Source organism: Sediminicoccus rosea, assembly GCF_033547095.1.
Classification (GTDB): Bacteria; Pseudomonadota; Alphaproteobacteria; order Acetobacterales; family Acetobacteraceae; genus Roseococcus; species Roseococcus rosea.
In genome coordinates this window covers 3014286-3030078 of the sequence record NZ_CP137852.1, presented here as the reverse complement: position 1 = coordinate 3030078, position 15793 = coordinate 3014286, and the positions used below count along the sequence as shown (strand labels likewise).

15 protein-coding genes are annotated in these 15793 nt (G+C 69.6%); 3 read left to right on the top strand and 12 right to left on the bottom strand.

Annotated features, from left to right (window positions below; translation table 11 throughout):
* Positions 1-81 precede the first annotated feature (81 nt).
* Genes R9Z33_RS14655 through R9Z33_RS14645 form a run of 3 tightly spaced genes read right to left on the bottom strand, consistent with a single transcriptional unit; the run spans position 82 to position 2669 of the window.
* Positions 82-1716 (bottom strand): flavin-containing monooxygenase, encoded by a 1635-nt coding sequence (locus tag R9Z33_RS14655; protein WP_318647322.1) that lies wholly within the window; start codon positions 1714-1716, stop codon positions 82-84.
* Positions 1717-1762: 46 nt separating this feature from the next.
* Positions 1763-2479 (bottom strand): tRNA1(Val) (adenine(37)-N6)-methyltransferase, encoded by a 717-nt coding sequence (locus tag R9Z33_RS14650; RefSeq protein WP_318647321.1) that lies wholly within the window; start codon positions 2477-2479, stop codon positions 1763-1765.
* Positions 2472-2669, bottom strand: a complete 198-nt coding sequence (locus R9Z33_RS14645; protein ID WP_318647320.1) for a putative signal transducing protein — start codon at positions 2667-2669, stop codon at positions 2472-2474. The genes R9Z33_RS14650 and R9Z33_RS14645 overlap by 8 nt, the downstream gene beginning before the upstream one ends.
* Before the next feature lie 158 nt (positions 2670-2827).
* Here R9Z33_RS14645 and R9Z33_RS14640 point away from each other — a divergent pair, with 158 nt between their 5' ends.
* The 3 genes from R9Z33_RS14640 to R9Z33_RS14630 all read left to right on the top strand — a co-directional run bounded on the left by R9Z33_RS14640 (position 2828) and on the right by R9Z33_RS14630 (position 6496).
* Entirely contained in the window at positions 2828-3823 is a 996-nt protein-coding gene (locus R9Z33_RS14640; RefSeq protein ID WP_318647319.1) for a polyprenyl synthetase family protein, read from the top strand.
* A gap of 60 nt (positions 3824-3883) precedes the next feature.
* On the top strand, positions 3884-4861 hold the full coding sequence (locus R9Z33_RS14635; RefSeq protein WP_318647318.1) for a Bug family tripartite tricarboxylate transporter substrate binding protein: 978 nt from the start codon (positions 3884-3886) through the stop codon (positions 4859-4861).
* 90 nt (positions 4862-4951) lie between these two features.
* Complete coding sequence (locus tag R9Z33_RS14630) at positions 4952-6496, top strand: DUF1254 domain-containing protein (RefSeq protein WP_318647317.1); 1545 nt, start codon at positions 4952-4954, stop codon at positions 6494-6496.
* 24 nt (positions 6497-6520) lie between these two features.
* Here the strand turns inward: R9Z33_RS14630 and R9Z33_RS14625 are convergent, their stop codons facing one another.
* The 9 genes from R9Z33_RS14625 to R9Z33_RS14585 all read right to left on the bottom strand — a co-directional run bounded on the left by R9Z33_RS14625 (position 6521) and on the right by R9Z33_RS14585 (position 15789).
* A complete protein-coding gene (locus tag R9Z33_RS14625; RefSeq protein WP_318647316.1) occupies positions 6521-7579 on the bottom strand; it encodes a ketopantoate reductase family protein in 1059 nt (352 codons plus the stop codon).
* 169 nt (positions 7580-7748) lie between these two features.
* Positions 7749-8441, bottom strand: coding sequence for an urea ABC transporter ATP-binding subunit UrtE (gene urtE, locus R9Z33_RS14620; RefSeq protein ID WP_318647315.1), 693 nt, complete (start codon positions 8439-8441; stop codon positions 7749-7751).
* 6 nt (positions 8442-8447) lie between these two features.
* Entirely contained in the window at positions 8448-9212 is a 765-nt protein-coding gene (urtD, locus tag R9Z33_RS14615) for an urea ABC transporter ATP-binding protein UrtD (RefSeq protein WP_318647314.1), read from the bottom strand.
* On the bottom strand, positions 9209-10270 hold the full coding sequence (urtC, locus tag R9Z33_RS14610; protein WP_318647313.1) for an urea ABC transporter permease subunit UrtC: 1062 nt from the start codon (positions 10268-10270) through the stop codon (positions 9209-9211). The genes urtD and urtC overlap by 4 nt, the downstream gene beginning before the upstream one ends.
* Positions 10267-11817 (bottom strand): urea ABC transporter permease subunit UrtB, encoded by a 1551-nt coding sequence (gene urtB / locus R9Z33_RS14605; RefSeq protein ID WP_318647312.1) that lies wholly within the window; start codon positions 11815-11817, stop codon positions 10267-10269. Before urtB ends, urtC begins: the two co-directional genes overlap by 4 nt.
* A gap of 135 nt (positions 11818-11952) precedes the next feature.
* Positions 11953-13188: an urea ABC transporter substrate-binding protein gene (gene urtA / locus R9Z33_RS14600; protein ID WP_404830599.1), complete on the bottom strand. Its 1236-nt coding sequence runs from the start codon at positions 13186-13188 to the stop codon at positions 11953-11955.
* A 279-nt stretch (positions 13189-13467) separates the two neighbouring features.
* The gene (locus R9Z33_RS14595) at positions 13468-14358 is read right to left on the bottom strand and encodes a class I SAM-dependent methyltransferase (protein ID WP_318647311.1); all 891 of its coding nucleotides are present in this window, start codon (positions 14356-14358) and stop codon (positions 13468-13470) included.
* Positions 14351-15385, bottom strand: coding sequence for a glycosyltransferase family 4 protein (locus R9Z33_RS14590; protein ID WP_318647310.1), 1035 nt, complete (start codon positions 15383-15385; stop codon positions 14351-14353). The genes R9Z33_RS14595 and R9Z33_RS14590 overlap by 8 nt, the downstream gene beginning before the upstream one ends.
* A gap of 2 nt (positions 15386-15387) precedes the next feature.
* A complete protein-coding gene (locus R9Z33_RS14585; protein WP_318647309.1) occupies positions 15388-15789 on the bottom strand; it encodes a 6-pyruvoyl trahydropterin synthase family protein in 402 nt (133 codons plus the stop codon).
* Between the last annotated feature and the right edge of the window lie 4 nt (positions 15790-15793).

Genomic DNA, 15793 nt, shown 5'->3' with positions numbered 1-15793 from the left:
CGCGCCTGCCGCGAGGGTGGTTTGGGCGCGTCCGCCGCCTTGCGGCCGGATAAGCTTGGGCGCGCCCGTGATGTCGGGCGCTTACTCGGCCGCCCGCACCTGCGCGGCGGGTGTGAAGGCGAAGCCCGGATAGCCCTGGGCGGCAATGTCGTCGCAGATCTGCCGGTAGGTGCCCACGCCGCCCACATAGGGCATGAAGAGCTGCGGCTTGCCTGGGATATTGGCGCCCATGTACCAGCTGTTCGCCTGCGGATAGAGCGTGCGGTGCGCCACCTCGTTCACATGCGCGACCCAATCCTCCTGCGCCTTCAGGGTGGTCTCCATGACGCCCTGGCCCTGGCGGCCCAGATGCGCCAGCGCGTCGCACACCCAGTCCACATGCTGCTCGATCGAGACGATCATGTTGGACAGCACCGAGGGGCTGCCCGGGCCAGTGATCAGGAAGAGGTTCGGGAAACCCGCCACCATCAGCCCCAGATGGGTGCGCGGCCCATCCGCCCAGGCCTCGCGCATCGCAACGCCATCGCGCCCGCGGATGTCGATGGCGAGGATGGTGCCAGTCATCGCATCGAAGCCGGTGGCGAAGACGATGCAGTCCACCGCGTGCGCCGCGCCGCCCGCCTCCACGCCCTCGGGCGTGATGCGGGTGATGGGGTGGTTCCGCACATCCACCAGCTTCACATGCGGCAGGTTGAAGGTCTCGTAATAGGCGGTGTCCACGCAGATGCGCTTGGTGCCGATCGGATGGTTCCGGGGGAGCAGGATCTCCGCCACCTCCGGGTCATGCACCAGACCGCGGATCTTCTCGCGCACGAAATCCGCCGCCGTGTCGTTGGCTTCCCTGTTCGTCAGCAGGTCGCTGAAGGCGGCCATGAAGGCGGTGCCGCCCGCCGCCCAGCGCCGCTCATATTCCGCGCGGCGCTCCGCCTCGGAGACACTCATCGCCGGCGTCTGGCTGAGGTTGTAGAGGATGCCGGTCCGCATACGCCGTGCCGCCGCGCGCTTCGCCGGGTAATCGCGCTTCCAGCTCTCGGCGTAATCCTCCGTCATCGGCCCGTTGCGCGAGGGGATGCTGAAATTGGGCGTGCGCTGGAACACCGTCAGCTGCGCCGCCTGCTGCGCGATGACCGGAATGGCCTGGATCGCCGAGGAGCCGGTGCCGATGATCGCGACGCGCTGGCCGGTGAAATCCACACCCTCATGCGGCCATTGGCCGGTGTGGTAGATGCGCCCCGCAAAATCCGCGATGCCCGGGATGTCCGGCAGCCGCGCCGCCGAGAGGCAGCCGGTGGCGAGGATCAGATGCCGCGCGCTGATCCGCCGGCCTGTATCGGTCTCGACCAGCCAGCGCGCCGCCGCCGCATCCCAGGCCGCCGCGACGGCGCGGGTCTTGAAGGAGATGTCCCGCCGGAGGTCCAGCCGGTCCGCCACATGGTTGGCATAGCGGAGGATCTCGGGCTGTGCGGCGAAGCGCTCGGACCAGTTCCACGCCTGCTGCAATTCCTCCGAGAAGCCAAAGGAATACTGCATGCTCTCCACATCGCAGCGCGCGCCGGGATAGCGGTTCCAGTACCAGGTGCCGCCGACGCCATCGCCGGCCTCCAGCGCCATGGCCGGGATGCCAAGGCCGCGCAGCTTGTGCAGCAGGTAGAGCCCCGCGAAGCCCGCGCCGATCACCAGCGCCTCGATCCGCTCCGGCTCCGTGTTCCCAGCCATCCGCGCCTCCCTGTGTTGGGCGCGATGATGCACCCCCGGGGGGTCGCTATGTCAACGCGGATGCGTCGCGCAGCACGGCTTCCGCCGCCGCCGTGTAGCGGCCATCCGCTTCGTGCAGGATGAGCCCGGGCAGCACTTCGTCCGGCCCCGCGCCCCCGCGCCGAGCCTGGATCAGGATGCGCTTGGCGGCCGTCCCGAGCCGCGGCCAGAGCGGGAAGAGACGCACGGCCCCGCACCCGGCTTCCCGCAGCTCGGCCGCCGCCTCGGCAAAGCGCGCGGCGGGCAGCACCAGGCTGAGCGTGCCCTTGTGCCGCAGCGGCCGCGCCATGGCCTGGATCCACTCGCCCAGCGGCGCGTCCTCATGCGCCGCCTGGCGGCGCCCGGGGATGGGGGAGGGGGTGCCGCCCGCCCAGTAGGGCGGGTTGGCAAAGGCGTGGTGCATGGGCGGCAGGTGGCGCAGTTCCCGCGCATCGGCGCTGCGGATCTCGGCCGGCCGCAGGTTCAGCCCGGCATTGCGCTGCGCGATGTCCACCAGAGCCGGGTCGCGATCCACCGCGGTGATGGCGAGCCCACCGACGCGGGCCGCGAGGCAGAGGAAGGCCGCACCCGTGCCGCAGCCCAGTTCCAGCACGGAGTCGCCCGGCCGGGCCGGGACGAAGGCCGCCAGCAGCACCGGGTCCAGCGCCGCGCGGAAGCCGTCGCGCGGCTGCAGCAGCTTGACCCTTCCGCCCAGCAGGGCGTCCTCGCTCAGGTTGCTATACACCGGCTTCCTTCAGCAGCCGCTGCGCGCGGGCCGCATCCTCGGCGCGGACGGCCAGCCGCTGCGGAAAGATGGCGAGGCCGAGCCCCGCCAGGTTGCGGTCCAGCAGCACCGCCTCGATCCCCGCATCCCGCAGGAGCGAGGCCAGGAACTGCATCCGGATCGGATCGGGATCGGCCGCCACCACTTCCATCCGCTGAAATCCTTGATTTCCCTTGCCTTGCCGCCATGTCGCCCTCTCGGTATCCTGCACAGCCCGGGCCGGGGTCAAGTTTCGACCTCGGGGGCTGGGCCAAAGAGACAGGGAATGTGCGCGTGGCGGGTGTGGTGCAGGTGAGGGAAGAGGGCGCGATGGGCGCCGACCGCGGCGAGGACGCGCTGGCGCGGCTGAACCGGCTGGTCGCGCAGGACCTCCAGGCCTGCAACACCCTCATCATCCAGCGCATGCAGAGCCCGGTGGCGCTGATCCCGCAGCTCGCGGCCCATATCATCGCGGCCGGCGGCAAGCGCCTGCGCCCGCTGCTCACCCTCGCGACCTCGCGCCTCTGCGGCTATGAGGGCGCGCGCCATGTGGCTCTCGCTGCCTGCGTCGAGTTCATCCACACGGCCACACTCCTGCATGACGACGTGGTGGATGAGAGCGCGCTGCGCCGCGGCCAGGCCAGCGCCAATGCACTCTTTGGCAACAAGGCGTCCGTCCTGGTGGGCGATTTCCTCTTCGCCCGCGCCTTCCAGCTGATGATCGAGGACAAGAACCTCGAGGTGCTGCGCATCCTGGCCGGCGCATCCGCCACCATCGCCGAGGGCGAGGTGCTGCAGCTCATCACCCAGAATGACCTCTCCAGCACCGAGGCGCAGTATCTGGAGGTCATCCAGGGCAAGACCGCGGCCCTCTTCGCCGCCGCCGCCCGCCTCGGCGCCGTGGTGGGGGACCGCCCGCAGGCCGAGGCCGAGGCGCTCGACGCCTACGGTAACAATCTCGGCATCGCCTTCCAGCTGGTGGATGACGCGCTCGACTACTCGGCCGAGCAGGCGCGCCTCGGCAAGACGGTGGGCGACGATTTCCGCGAGGGCAAGATCACGCTGCCGGTGCTGACCGCCTTCCACGCCGGCGACGCGGCGGAGCAGGAGTTCTGGCGCCGCACGCTGGAAGCGGGCGAGCAGAATGACGATGACTTCGCCGAGGCGCAGCGCCTGATCGCCCGGCATCGCGGGATCGAGCGCACCATCGAGCGGGCCGAGCTCTACGGCAACGCCGCGCTCAAGGCCCTGGAGATCTTCCCGAATGGCGAGGCCCGCGCGGCGCTGGCCGATGTCGTTCGGTTCTGCATCGAGCGCGCCCGCTAGGGGCGCGCATCAGGCCAGGCCCGGGAGACAACGGGCCGGCCGCACAGGGAGGAGTTGAAGATGGCACACACCACACGGCGCCTGGCGCTGGCCGGGCTCGGCACGCTGCTGGCGTCCCCCGCGCTGCGCGCGCAGCCCTGGCAGCCCAGCCGGCCCATCCGCATCATCGTCACCTACCCGCCCGGCGGCGTGAACGACATCGTGGGCCGCATCATCGCCGAGCCGCTTTCGCGCGAATTGGGCCAGCCCGTGCTGATCGAGAACCGCGCAGGGGCGGGGGGCAATATCGGCACCGTCGCGGCCGCCCAGGCCGAGCCCGATGGCCACACCATCCTCTTCGGCACCACCGCGCTCTTCGGCGTGAACCCGCTGCTCTATGCGGCGTCGTCCGGCGTGGATGCGGTGCGCGACTTCACGAGCCTCGGCATGATCGGGGAGGTGGCGAACATCCTCTCCGTCATCCCCGGCCGTGTGCAGGCGACCGACATGGCGGGCTTCATCGCCGAGGCGAAGCGCCGGCCCCTGATCTTCGGCTCGGTCGGCAATGGCTCCTCCTCGCATCTCTCGGCCGCGCTGTTCCTCAGCATGACGGGCATCGAGGCGACGCATGTGCCCTATCGCGGCTCCTCGCCGCTGGTCGCGGCCATGCTGGCGCGCGAGGTGGACTTCGGCTTCGACACCACCGCGACCTCGACCGCGCATGTCCGCGCCGGCGCGCTGCGCCCGCTGGCCGTGACGACGACGACGCGCGCGACCGCGCTGCCCGATGTGCCGACCATGCAGGAGGCGGGCCTGGCCGGCTACGACCTCGGCATCTGGTTCAACCTCGGCGTGCCGCGTCGCACGCCCGCCCCGGTCGTGGCCCGCCTGGCCGAGGCGCTGGACCGCGCCCGCAGCGCGCCCGCCACGCATGAGCGCCTGCGCACCGCCTTCGTCGAGCCGATGGCGCTGCCCTTCGCCCAGAACGAGGCCTTCATCCAGGCCAGCGCGGCGCGCTGGCAGGCCATCGCGCGGGCGGCGCGCGTTTCGATTGATTAATCCGCCCGCAGTGTTGCGCGATCGGACGCTGGCCTAGTCTCAAAAAATGAATCCGGGATCGTCCGGGGTTCGGTTGAGGTTCGGCCAGGAATGACAAAACGACGTGATCTTGCGGCGCTGGCCGCCGCCGCCGCCGCGTTGCGCGGCAGTTTCGGCCTGGGCAGCGCTCAGGCGCAGCCGCTCACCGGCACGCCCACCCCGCCGGCGTTTCGCTACACCACCCCGATGCCCCCGGGCGTCGCCTCGCCTGCCACGGTCGAGACGCGCTTCGGCCGGCTGAACTTCTTCGATGGCGTGCCGGACGGCCCGAGCACGGATGCGCTCTACGACAATCTGATCTTTCAGCAGGCGGTGCAGGCCTATCTGCTCGGCATCCCGGCGGTGAACCAGGCCTTCAACCGTGAGGCGATCCGCAGCTTCGGTCCCGACAACACCACCATCCCGATCTGGGAGCAGCTGGTGGACAGCCGAACCGTCGAGCTCACCGCGAACGACAACACGCCCTATACCTGGTTCTGGATCGACCTGCGCGGCGGGCCGCTGGTCATCGAGGTGCCGCCGCGCGTCCTCGGCATCATCAACGACATGTATTATTTCTGGGTGGCCGATGTCGGCCTGACGGGCGCCGATCGCGGGCGGGGCGGGAAGTATCTGATCCTGCCGCCCGGCTGGCGCGGGCAGGTGCCGCAGGGCTACACCGTGGTTCGGCCCAGGACCTTCGGCAACCTCGTCATCTGGCGCAGCTTCCTCGAAAATGGCGACCCGCGTCCGGGCGTCGCGGTGGTGAAGCAGCGCACCAAGGTCTACCCGCTCTCGCGCGCCGCCAATCCGCCGCGCCTGACTTTCGTGGATGGCTCGACGCGCCCCTTCAACATGGTGGGCCCGGCCGATTCCCGCTTCTGGGACCTGCTCAACACCGTCGTGCAGGAGGAGCCGCTGGAGGCGACGGATTCCACGAGCCTCGGCTATTTCGCCGCCATCGGCATCCGCAAGGGCCAGCCCTTCCAGCCCGATGAGCGCATGCGCCGCATCCTGGCCGAGGCCGCCGCCACGGGCGATGCCACGGCGCGCGCGCTCTTCTACCGGATGCGCGATCCCGAGGGGATCATCTTCAACGACCGCCGCTGGAAATACGCCTTCGTCGGTGGCTACAAGTTCGAGCGCCAGCCCGGCGTGCCGAATCTGAACGCGCGCTCCTTCTACTTCTTCGCCGCGACCGGCGTGACGCCCGCGATGGACACGAAGGTGGTGGGCGAGGGCTCGACCTATCCCTGGACGGCCGAGGACGCCAACGGCAACGCCTTCGACGGCGGCAAGACCTATCGCCTGCGCCTGCCCGGGCCGGTGCCGGTACGGACCTTCTGGTCCACCATCGTCTATGACACGCAGACGCGCTCGATGCTGCAGACCGACAACCGTTTCCCCTCGGTGAGCAGCCAGAAGCCCGATCTGCAGGTGAACCCGGACCGTTCGGTGGATGTCTGGTTCGGCCCGACGCCGCCGCCCGGGCGCGAGAGCAACTGGGTGCAGACCATCCCGGGCAAGTCCTGGTTCGTCATCCTCCGGCTCTATGGCCCGTTGCAGCCCTGGTTCGACCAGAGCTGGAAGCCGGGCGACATCGAGTTGCAGGGCTAGAAGCGGGGCGGGGCCGCTCCTGGCTCAGTTCAGGCGCAGTTCCAAAATGTGCCGCGGGTCGGGTTGCAGCTCGCCCCGCTCCACGCGCTTCACGATTTCGGTCAGCGCGGCATTGGCGGGCGTGGCAATGCCGAGCGGCGCGGCCTTCTCCACGATGAAGCCGTTGATGAACTCGATCTCCGTGCGGCGGCCCTTCACCATGTCCTGGCCCATGGAGGGGCGATGCGCGCCGCCGCCCTTCTGTGCCTCGGCGATGCGCTGCGCGTCGTAGAGCTTCTGCGCCTCCGCATCGCCCTCGCCGGCGCGGGCGATGATCTCAGGGTCGAAATGCAGGATCTCCTCCAGCGCATAGCCGAGCGCCTGGCCCACGCGGATCGCCTCGGCACCCAGCCGCGCGGTGAAGTGGCGCAGCGTGTCATCCAGCAGGATGTCCTTGCTGATGAGGCCCGTGCAGGCCGACATGCCATTGCCCATGCCGTTCGCGACGAGCTTGGACCAGCGCTCGCCCCAGAGGTTGTTCGTCACGGTCGTGCTGTCGGAAAGCGCCGTCAGGCGGCCCACTTCCGTCGCGCGGTCGGTGATCCGGCCATGCACCTCGCCCACGCGATAGACGGTGTGCGCGGCACCGCCCTTGCCCGAGGCTCGGCGGACATGGCCGGGCTCGCAGAGCTCGACCGTGATGGAGCTCGCGATGGCGCCGAGCGTGCGGCCCCAGCCCACGATGCCCGCGATCGTCTCCTCGTTCATGCAGTTCTGCAGCGAGACCACGAAGCCGCCGGGCGAGAGATATTGCTGGATCATCATCGTGGCCCAGGCGGTATCGTAGGATTTCACGCAGATGAACGCGATGTCGAAGGGCCTGCGTGCCACCGCCTGCAACTCGGTGAGGTGGACCGCCGTCACCGGCGTGGTGAACTCGGGCACGTCGCGGAGATGGCTGATGCGAAGGCCTTCGCGGCGCATCGTCTCGACATGCTCGGGCCACATGTCCACGAAGGTCACGTCCTCACCCGCCTGCGCCATATAGGCGCCGGCATAGCAGCCGACGGCGCCTGCGCCGATGATGGCGATGCGATGACCCATGTGCATGTCCTTCCCCTTGGAGCGGGGGAGGCTAGCGCCGTTGCGGGGGCAGGACGAGAGGGCTTTGCCCCCCTAGGACCTCCGGCGGGAGGCCAACTTCCTGCAAGTTGGCTTATCGGAGATGCAAGAACCAGAGGTTCTTTCCGGGGGGCTTGAGGGGCAGCCCCCCTCAGACCGTCAGCAGCTTGCGGACCTCGGCCTCGTCCAGCTCGCTTGTCCTGCCGGAGAGCGCCACCTCGCCGCGCACCATCACGGTGATGGTGTCCGCCAGGTCCCGAGCGAATTCGAAATACTGCTCGACCAGCACGATGGCGAAGTTGCGATCATGCGCCAGGTGATGGATCACCTTCGCGATGTCCTTGATGACATTGGGCTGGATGCCCTCGGTCGGCTCGTCGAGGATGAGCAGGCGTGGGCGTGCCGTCAGTGCGCGGCCGATGGCGAGCTGCTGCTGCTGCCCGCCCGAGAGGTCGCCACCGCGGCGGCGCAGGAACTGCCGCAGGATGGGGAAGAGGTCGAAGACCTCGTCGGGCACGGCGCTGCCGCGTGGCGCCGCGGCCAGCGCGGTCTCGAGATTTTCCTGCACGGTGAGGAAGGGGAAGATCTCGCGCCCCTGCGGCACATAGCCGATGCCGGCGCGGGCGCGCTCGGCCGGGCCCAGGCCGCGCATCTCATTCCCCTCCCAGAGGATGGAGCCGCCCTGGATCTTTTCCAGCCCGATGATGGAGCGCAGCAGCGAGGATTTGCCCACGCCGTTGCGGCCCAGCACGGCCGCAACCTGGCCAGGCCCGACCGAGAGCGAGACACCCCGCAGGCAGCGGCTGGCCCCGTAGGAGAGATCAATATCGGTGACTTGGAGCATCTGCCGCTACCGCCCCAGATACACTTCGATCACGCGCGGATCATTCTGCACATGGGTGATGGAGCCCTCCGAGAGCACGCTGCCCTCATGCAGCACGGTGACGCGGCTGCCGAGCGCCTTCACGAATTCCAGGTCATGCTCGACGACGACGACGCTGCGCGTGCCCGCGATGCCGACCAGCAGCGCGGCCGTCTGCTCCGTCTCGTGGTCGGTCATGCCGGCGACGGGCTCATCCACCAGGAGGAGGCGCGGGTCCTGCATCAGCAGCATGCCGATCTCCAGCCATTGCCGCTGGCCGTGGCTCAGCAGACCCGCGAGATCGGCGGCACGCTCGGTCAGGCCGATCTCCGCCATGGTACGCTCGATCCGCGTCCGCGCTTCGCCACGCAGCACCCAGCGCAGGCAGGCGATAGGCCCGCGCGGGGCCTTCAGCGCCAGCTCCAGGTTCTCGAAGACGGTCAGCGCGTCGAACACGGTGGGCTTCTGGAATTTCCGGCCGATGCCGAGATTGGCAATGGCGGCCTCATCCATCCGCGTCAGGTCGCGCCCGCCGAAGCGGACGATGCCGGAGCCAGGGCGCGTCTTGCCGGTGATCACGTCCATCATCGTTGTCTTGCCCGCGCCATTCGGGCCGATCACGGCCCGCAGCTCGCCGGGCTCGACGATGAGGGAAAGGTTGTTCAGCGCGCGGAACCCGTCGAAGACGACGGAGACGCCGTCCAGATAGAGGCCCGTGGTGGAATCCCCCTCGGGCAGGGCGACGGCGTTCATGGCTTGGCCCCCCCGCGGCGGCGGATCAGGCCGATCAGGCCCTTGGGCAGCAGCAGCGGCACGGCGATGAAGAGGCAGCCCAGCACGATCAGCCAGAGATCGGGCGCGACCGAGGTGAGCCAGGTCTTCAACGCATTGACCGAGAAGGCGCCCAGCACCGCGCCCACCAGCGTGCCGCGGCCGCCGAAGGCGACCCAGACCACCGCCTCGATGGAGTTGCCCGGGCTGAATTCGCTCGGGTTGATGATGCCCACCTGTGGCACGTAGAGCGCGCCGGCGAGCCCCGCGATCATCGCCGAGAGCACGAAGACGAAGAGCTTGTGGCGCGTGGTGTCGTAGCCCAGGAAGCGCACGCGGCTCTCGGCGTCGCGGATCGCGGTCAGCACGCGGCCGTATTTGGTGCGGGTCAGCGCGCCGCACATGAGGAAGACCAGGATCAGCGCGACCAGCGAGGCATAGAACAGGATGGCCCGCGTATGCCCGCTGTTGAGCGGCATGCCGAGCAGCTCCTTGAAGTCGGTGAAGCCATTATTGCCGCCGAAGCCCATGTCGTTGCGGAAGAAGGCGAGCATGAGCGCATAGGTGAGCGCCTGGGTGATGATGGAGAGATAGACGCCGGTGATGCGGCTGCGGAAGGCCAGGTAGCCCACGATGCCGGCCAGCAGGCCGGGCACGATCAGCGCCATCGCGAAGGCGAAGATGAACCAGTCGAAGCCCAGCCAATACCAGGGCAGTTCGGTGTAGCCGAGGAAGACCATGAAGTCCGGCAGCACCGGATGGCCATAGACGCCGCGCGGCCCGATCAGCCGCATCAGGTGCATGCCGATGGCATAGCCGCCCAGCGCGAAGAAGGCGCCATGGCCGAGCGAGAGGATGCCCGCATAACCCCAGGCGAGATCGAGCGCCAAGGCCAGGATCGCGTAGCAGATCCACTTGCCGATGATGCTAACCAGGAAGTCCGAGACATGCAGCGGATGTTCCTCGGGCAGCAGGTTCAGCAGCGGCAGCGCGGCCAGCACCGCGATGAAGCCGAGCAGGATGAGACGGCGCGTGTTCATTGGTCGGCCGCGCGTCCCTTCAGCGCGAAGAGACCCTTCGGCCGCCGCTGGATGAAGAGCATGATACCCACCAGCAGCAACACCTTGGCCAGCACCACGCCCGCATAGGGCTCCAGCACCTTGTTCACGAGGCCTAGGGTGAAGGCCCCGATGAGCGTGCCCATCAGCGAGCCCACGCCGCCGAAGACCACCACCATGAAGCTGTCGATGATGTAGCCCGTGCCGAGGTTGGGCGAGACATTGTCGATCTGGCTGAGCGCCACGCCGGCCAGCCCCGCGATGCCGGATCCGAAGGCGAAGGTCATCGCATCCACGCGCCCGGTGCGGATGCCCATGGTGGCGGCAATCCGCCGGTTCTGCACCACGGCGCGCATCTCGAGGCCGAAGCGCGTGAGGCGGATGGCGGCGAGTGTGGCCAGCAGCACGGCGATGGAGAAGAGGATGATCCAGGCGCGGTTCTGCGTGATGGCGACACCGCCGGGCAGGATCAGCGTGCCCATCATCCAGTCGGGGCTGATCACCTCGCGGTTCTGCGCGCCGAAGGTGAGGCGGACGACCTGCTGCAGCACCATGCCGACGCCGAAGGTGAGCAGCAGCGTCTCCAGCGGGCGGCCATAGAGGTGGCGGATCAGGCCGCGTTCCATCGCGGCGCCGATGGCCGCCGTCACGAGGAAGGCGGCGGGGATGGCGAGCGGCAGCGCATAGGGCTGCAGGGCCGGGATGTCCCGGCAGATCTCCTGCACGACGACCGTCACATAGGCGCCGATCATCACGAATTCGCCATGCGCCATGTTGATCACGCCCATCACGCCGAAGGTGATGGCGAGGCCGAGCGCGGCCAGCAGCAGCACGGAACCGAGCGAGAGCCCCTGAAAGAAGGTCTCCGCCGCGCGCCGCATCTGCAGGCGGCGGTCAATGGCGGCGACGGCCGTCTCGATCTCGGCGGTGAGGTCAGGATTGGCGGCGCGGGCGGCGAGCAGCAGGTTGCGCGCCTCGGGCGAGGAGGAGGCGCCGAGGGTCGCGATGCCGGCGCGCTTGGCCGCCTGTTCGGCCGAGGCGAGGCGCGCGCCGCCCAGGGCGAGTTCCATGCGCGCGCGGATATCGGCGCGCGGTTCCCGGGCCAAGGCGGCTTCGAGCAGGGGAATGTCGTCGGCGCTGCGGTTGCGCAGGATGGCATCGGCTGCGCGCAGACGCTCGGCCGGCTCGGGCGAGACAAGTTGCAGTCGGCCCAGCGCGCCGCGGAGTGCGACACGGACGCGGTTGTTGATGCGGATCAGCGAGGCCCCTTCGGGCGGCGCGGCGCCCTCCTGCGCCACGATGCGGCCATCGGCCATGCGCAGCAGGCGCGCATCGGCCAGCGCCTGGAGCAGGGGGATGGCGCGCGGATCGCCCAGGGCGCCCAACCGCTCCACCGTCTCCGCCTGCTGCGCGAAGCCGCCGGCCAGCCCCGGTAGCAGCGCGTCGAAATCCTGCGCGCGGGCGGGTGAGAGGAGCAGGACGAGCCCGAAGAATAGCCCCAGGCAGCGAAGAAGAAGTGACGGAAGCAAGATCAGGGGTGCCCTTCGAGAATCCGGCCGCAACGCAGTCGGCGCCGCCAAACCCACCGCGCCGCCGGGTGTTCCAGCGGCGCGGCGTAGCCCAGGCGGCGGAACCGCCGCCCGGTGCTTGAGGGCGTCAAGACATCACCGCCGGCGGTTGGCGTTTTCCGGGATGAACCGGCTCCAGTTCTCGGCCTGGATCGCGGTCGGCGTCTTGCTCACGATGTTGAACTGGCCGTCGGCCTGGATCTCGCCGATCATCACGGGCTTGGAGAGGTGATGATTGCGGAACATCTCCACCTCATAGCCGGAGGGCGCATTCACCTTCTGGCCGTAGAGCGCGGTCCGCACCGCGTCCACATTGGTGGTGCGGGCAGCGGCCACGGCCTGGGCCCACATCTTGAAGCCGATCAGCGTCGCTTCCATCGGGTCGTTCGTCACCCGGCGCGGGTTGCGGATGTAGTTGCGCCACATCGTCACGAACTCGGTGTTCGCGGGCGACTGCACCGACATGAAGTAGTTCCAGGCGGCCAGGTGACCGACCAGCGGGCGGGTGTCGATGCCGGCCAGCTCTTCCTCGCCCACCGAGAAGGCGACCGAGGGGATGTCCTCCGCCTTGATGCCCTGGTTGCCCAGCTCGCGGTAGAAGGGGACGTTGGCGTCGCCATTGATGGTGGAGACGATGGCGGTCTTCTTGCCCTCGGACGCGAAGCGCTTCACGCGCGCCACGATGCCCTGCCAGTCGCTGTGACCGAAGGGCGTGTATTCCTCCATGATGTCGGCATCGGGAATGCCCTTGGAGTTCAGGAAGCCGCGCAGGATGCGGTTGGTCGTGCGCGGATAGACATAATCCGTGCCGAGCAGCGCGATGCGCTTCGCCTCGCCGCCATCCGGGCCGAGCAGGTATTCGACCGCCGGGATCGCCTGCTGGTTCGGCGCGGCGCCGGTGTAGAAGATGTTGCGGCTCTCTTCCTCGCCCTCATACTGGACGGGATAGAAAAGCAGGCCGTTCAGCTCCTCGAAGACCGGCAGCACCGACTTGCGGGAGACCGAGGTCCAACAGCCGAAGGTGACGTCCACGCGGGAGACGGCGAGCAGTTCGCGCGCCTTCTCGGCGAAGAGCGGCCAGTTGGAGGCGGGGTCCACCACCACCGGCTCGAGCCGCCGGCCAAGCAGGCCGCCACGCGCATTCTGCCACTCGATCATCATCAGCGCGGTGTCGCGCAGCGCGGTCTCGGAGATGGCCATGGTGCCGGAGAGGGAGTGCAGCACACCCACGCGGATGGGCGCGGTCTGGCCGATCGCGGGCGCGGCCAAGGCCCCGACCATGGGGGCGGCCAGCAGCGCGCGGCGGGAGATCGGGGGCAGGTTCTTGGACAAGGCATCCTCCAGGGGACGTGGAAACGCCCTGGAACCTAGGGAGGGCCGATCCCCCAATTCCATGTCCTGGACATGACTCCCAGGAGAGAAATGACCCGATCAGGCAGCGAAATGCCGAATGTCCGTGCATGAGGCGCGGAACTGCCCAATGCACGATCAGCGGCGTGCTTCCTTGCGCGGCCGTGCCAAGGCCGCGTTCAAGAGGGGGTGACGACAGCCCCGTCAATGGCTGGGAGGCTGACCCGCCGCTGCGGTTTGCCCACCAAGGACGACGCTCTCCTAGCCCGGGAGGCAGAGAATGTCCTGGTGCTCCACCCGCGCCGAGAGCAGCCCGGCCTCGGCCTGGTCGGCCCGCGTCTCGGCCCAGGCGTTGATCTGCCCGGCCCCGCGCCGCTCATGCCGCAGCGCCGCCTCGGCATGGCCGAGGGCGAGTTCCAGCGCCATCTCGCGCGCCTGGCGCGGGATCACCCAGGGGCTCGCGCCGCGCAGCACGCGATAGCCATGGCTCGCGAAGATCCGCGCGATGGTGTCCGTCGCCGCCGCCCCCAGCGCCATCCCGCCGAAGCCCTTCGCGCGGCGCTGGTCCCGGGCGAAGCCGCGCGCCACCAGGGCATCGCCGGGGCAGGGGGGCATGAAGCGCTCGCGCCCCGTCACGTTCAGCGCGGCGTAGAAGGGCAGCTTGCGCCGGGCGAGCCCAGCCGCGAGACGCACCACCCAGGCCTCGGAGACGAGGTCGCAAAGCGCGCTGCAGGTCACCGCATCCACGTTCTGCAGCGGCAGGCCCTCGGGTGCCTCGGCGAGGTTGGTCAGCACGCCCTCGATGCGCCAGGCGCCCTCGGGCGCGTGCAGCAGCAGCACCTTGCGCTGCGGCCAGGTAGCCCGCCAGCCGATGGCATCGGCCGCATCCATCATCGTGTCAAAGGCGCGCGCCATCAGCGCCGCATCGGCATCGGCCATGACCCAGGCATGCGCACGGCCGACATAATGGCCTAGCCAGCGGGTGAGGCTGCCCGTGCCCGCGCCGAGGTCGAGGAAGCGCGGGCGGCCCTTCTCGTCCAGGTGCTCCATCAGGGCGCGGGCCAGATCCGCGTTGCGGGCCCGCGCGTCGAAGGGTTCGCGCAGCGAGAGCCAGTCGCCGTCGAACTGCTCGGTTTCCATTGCCTCATCCACGCGAAGCGGCCTCCAGCTCGGCCGCGAAGCGCTGGGCGCGGTCCTCCCAGCTAGGCAGGGCCTGGCCGGCCAGCCAGCTCGCCTCGGCCATCTGCGCGCGCAACGCCGGGTCGTAGATCGGCCGGCGCATCCCGCGGGAGAGGCTGTTGGCATCGCCCGGCGCCGCCAGGATCGCGGCGCCTGGCCCGACGAGGTCGGCGATGGCACCGCCGGTGCAGAGGATCAGCGGCAAGCCGCGCGCCTGGGCCTCGGCGGCGGCCATGCCATAGCCCTCGAACCAGGTGGCGAGCGCGAAGAGGTCGGCCGCCGCGTATTCCGCCTCCAGCGCCGCATCCGTGACGGCGCCGAGGAAGGTGACGCGGCCCGCGAGGCCCAACTCCTCGGCGAGCGCCCGCAGCCCATCGGCATGCACGGGGTCCGCCGCCGGGCCCGCGATGCGCAGGGCCCAGTCAAGGTCGGTGAGGCGCGACAGGGCGCGCAGCAGCACGTCGTGCCCCTTGCGCGGAATGAGCGAACCCACGGCCAGGATGCGCGCCCCCGGCCCGCCCGAGCCTTGGGCGCGTGGTGCGCGGTCGGTCCCGGGCTCCACCACGCCGATGCGGGCCGGGTCGGCGCCCAGCGGCGGCAGGCCCTTGGCGGTGTAGGGCGAGGTGGCGACGAGGCGGCCACAGGCCGCGAAGAGCTCGCGCTCCAGTGCCGCGAGTTCCGCCTGGTTCGGGCCGGGCTCGATGGAGGTGGGGTGGTGGATCAGCCCGACCGCGCGCCGCGCGGCAAGCCCGGACGCCAGCGGCGCGAAGGCGGGCAGGGCGAGCCCGTCGATCACGGCGGTTTCATCCGCGCCAAGGCCCGCCCAGGCTTCGCGTGCCGCGGTCATGGCCGCCTCATCCGGCATGGGGAAGCGCCCGGCGAGTTCCACCACGCGCACGGCATGACCCAGCCCGCGCAGCCCCTCCACCATCCGCCGGTCGTAGAGATAACCGCCCGAGACGGTGTCGAAGGGCCCGGGAACCAGCAGCGCGATCCGCATGATCAGCCGACCGGCCCCTCGAAGGCGGCCCAGGCCACATGGCTTTCGCGCAGCAGCACCTTGATGCCCGAGACGCCGGCGCCACCCGGCCCCATGCGCCCATCCTTGCAGGCGGCGGCCAGCAACCCATGGATGTGCAGACAGAGATATTCGGTGGTGGTGTTCTTGCCGGCGAAGACCGGCTCCTCGTCCAGGTTGCGGTAGTCCAGCGCGCTCAGGATCTTGCGCAGCTCATCCTTGGCGAGGCCGATGTCGATCAACAGGTGCAGGTCATCCAGCTTCGGCGCCCGGAACTCCGCCTCCACCACGAAGGTCGCGCCGTGCAGGCGCTGCGCCGGGCCGAACTCCGCGCCGCGGAAGGAATGCGCGACCATGATGTGGTCCACGACGGTGAGGCTGAACATGGGG

Excerpts from the sequence above, each read along its gene's own strand:
- R9Z33_RS14630 (WP_318647317.1), top strand. The coding sequence starts at position 4,952 with ATGACAAAACGACGTGATCTTGCGGCGCTGGCCGCCGCCGCCGCCGCG.
- R9Z33_RS14655 (WP_318647322.1), bottom strand. The coding sequence starts at position 1,716 with ATGGCTGGGAACACGGAGCCGGAGCGGATCGAGGCGCTGGTGATCGGC.
- urtE (WP_318647315.1), bottom strand. The coding sequence starts at position 8,441 with ATGCTCCAAGTCACCGATATTGATCTCTCCTACGGGGCCAGCCGCTGC.
- R9Z33_RS14625 (WP_318647316.1), bottom strand. The coding sequence starts at position 7,579 with ATGGGTCATCGCATCGCCATCATCGGCGCAGGCGCCGTCGGCTGCTAT.
- R9Z33_RS14635 (WP_318647318.1), top strand. The coding sequence starts at position 3,884 with ATGGCACACACCACACGGCGCCTGGCGCTGGCCGGGCTCGGCACGCTG.
- urtD (WP_318647314.1), bottom strand. The coding sequence starts at position 9,212 with ATGAACGCCGTCGCCCTGCCCGAGGGGGATTCCACCACGGGCCTCTAT.
- R9Z33_RS14645 (WP_318647320.1), bottom strand. The coding sequence starts at position 2,669 with ATGGAAGTGGTGGCGGCCGATCCCGATCCGATCCGGATGCAGTTCCTG.
- R9Z33_RS14640 (WP_318647319.1), top strand. The coding sequence starts at position 2,828 with ATGGGCGCCGACCGCGGCGAGGACGCGCTGGCGCGGCTGAACCGGCTG.
- urtC (WP_318647313.1), bottom strand. The coding sequence starts at position 10,270 with ATGAACACGCGCCGTCTCATCCTGCTCGGCTTCATCGCGGTGCTGGCC.
- R9Z33_RS14585 (WP_318647309.1), bottom strand. The coding sequence starts at position 15,789 with ATGTTCAGCCTCACCGTCGTGGACCACATCATGGTCGCGCATTCCTTC.
- R9Z33_RS14590 (WP_318647310.1), bottom strand. The coding sequence starts at position 15,385 with ATGCGGATCGCGCTGCTGGTTCCCGGGCCCTTCGACACCGTCTCGGGC.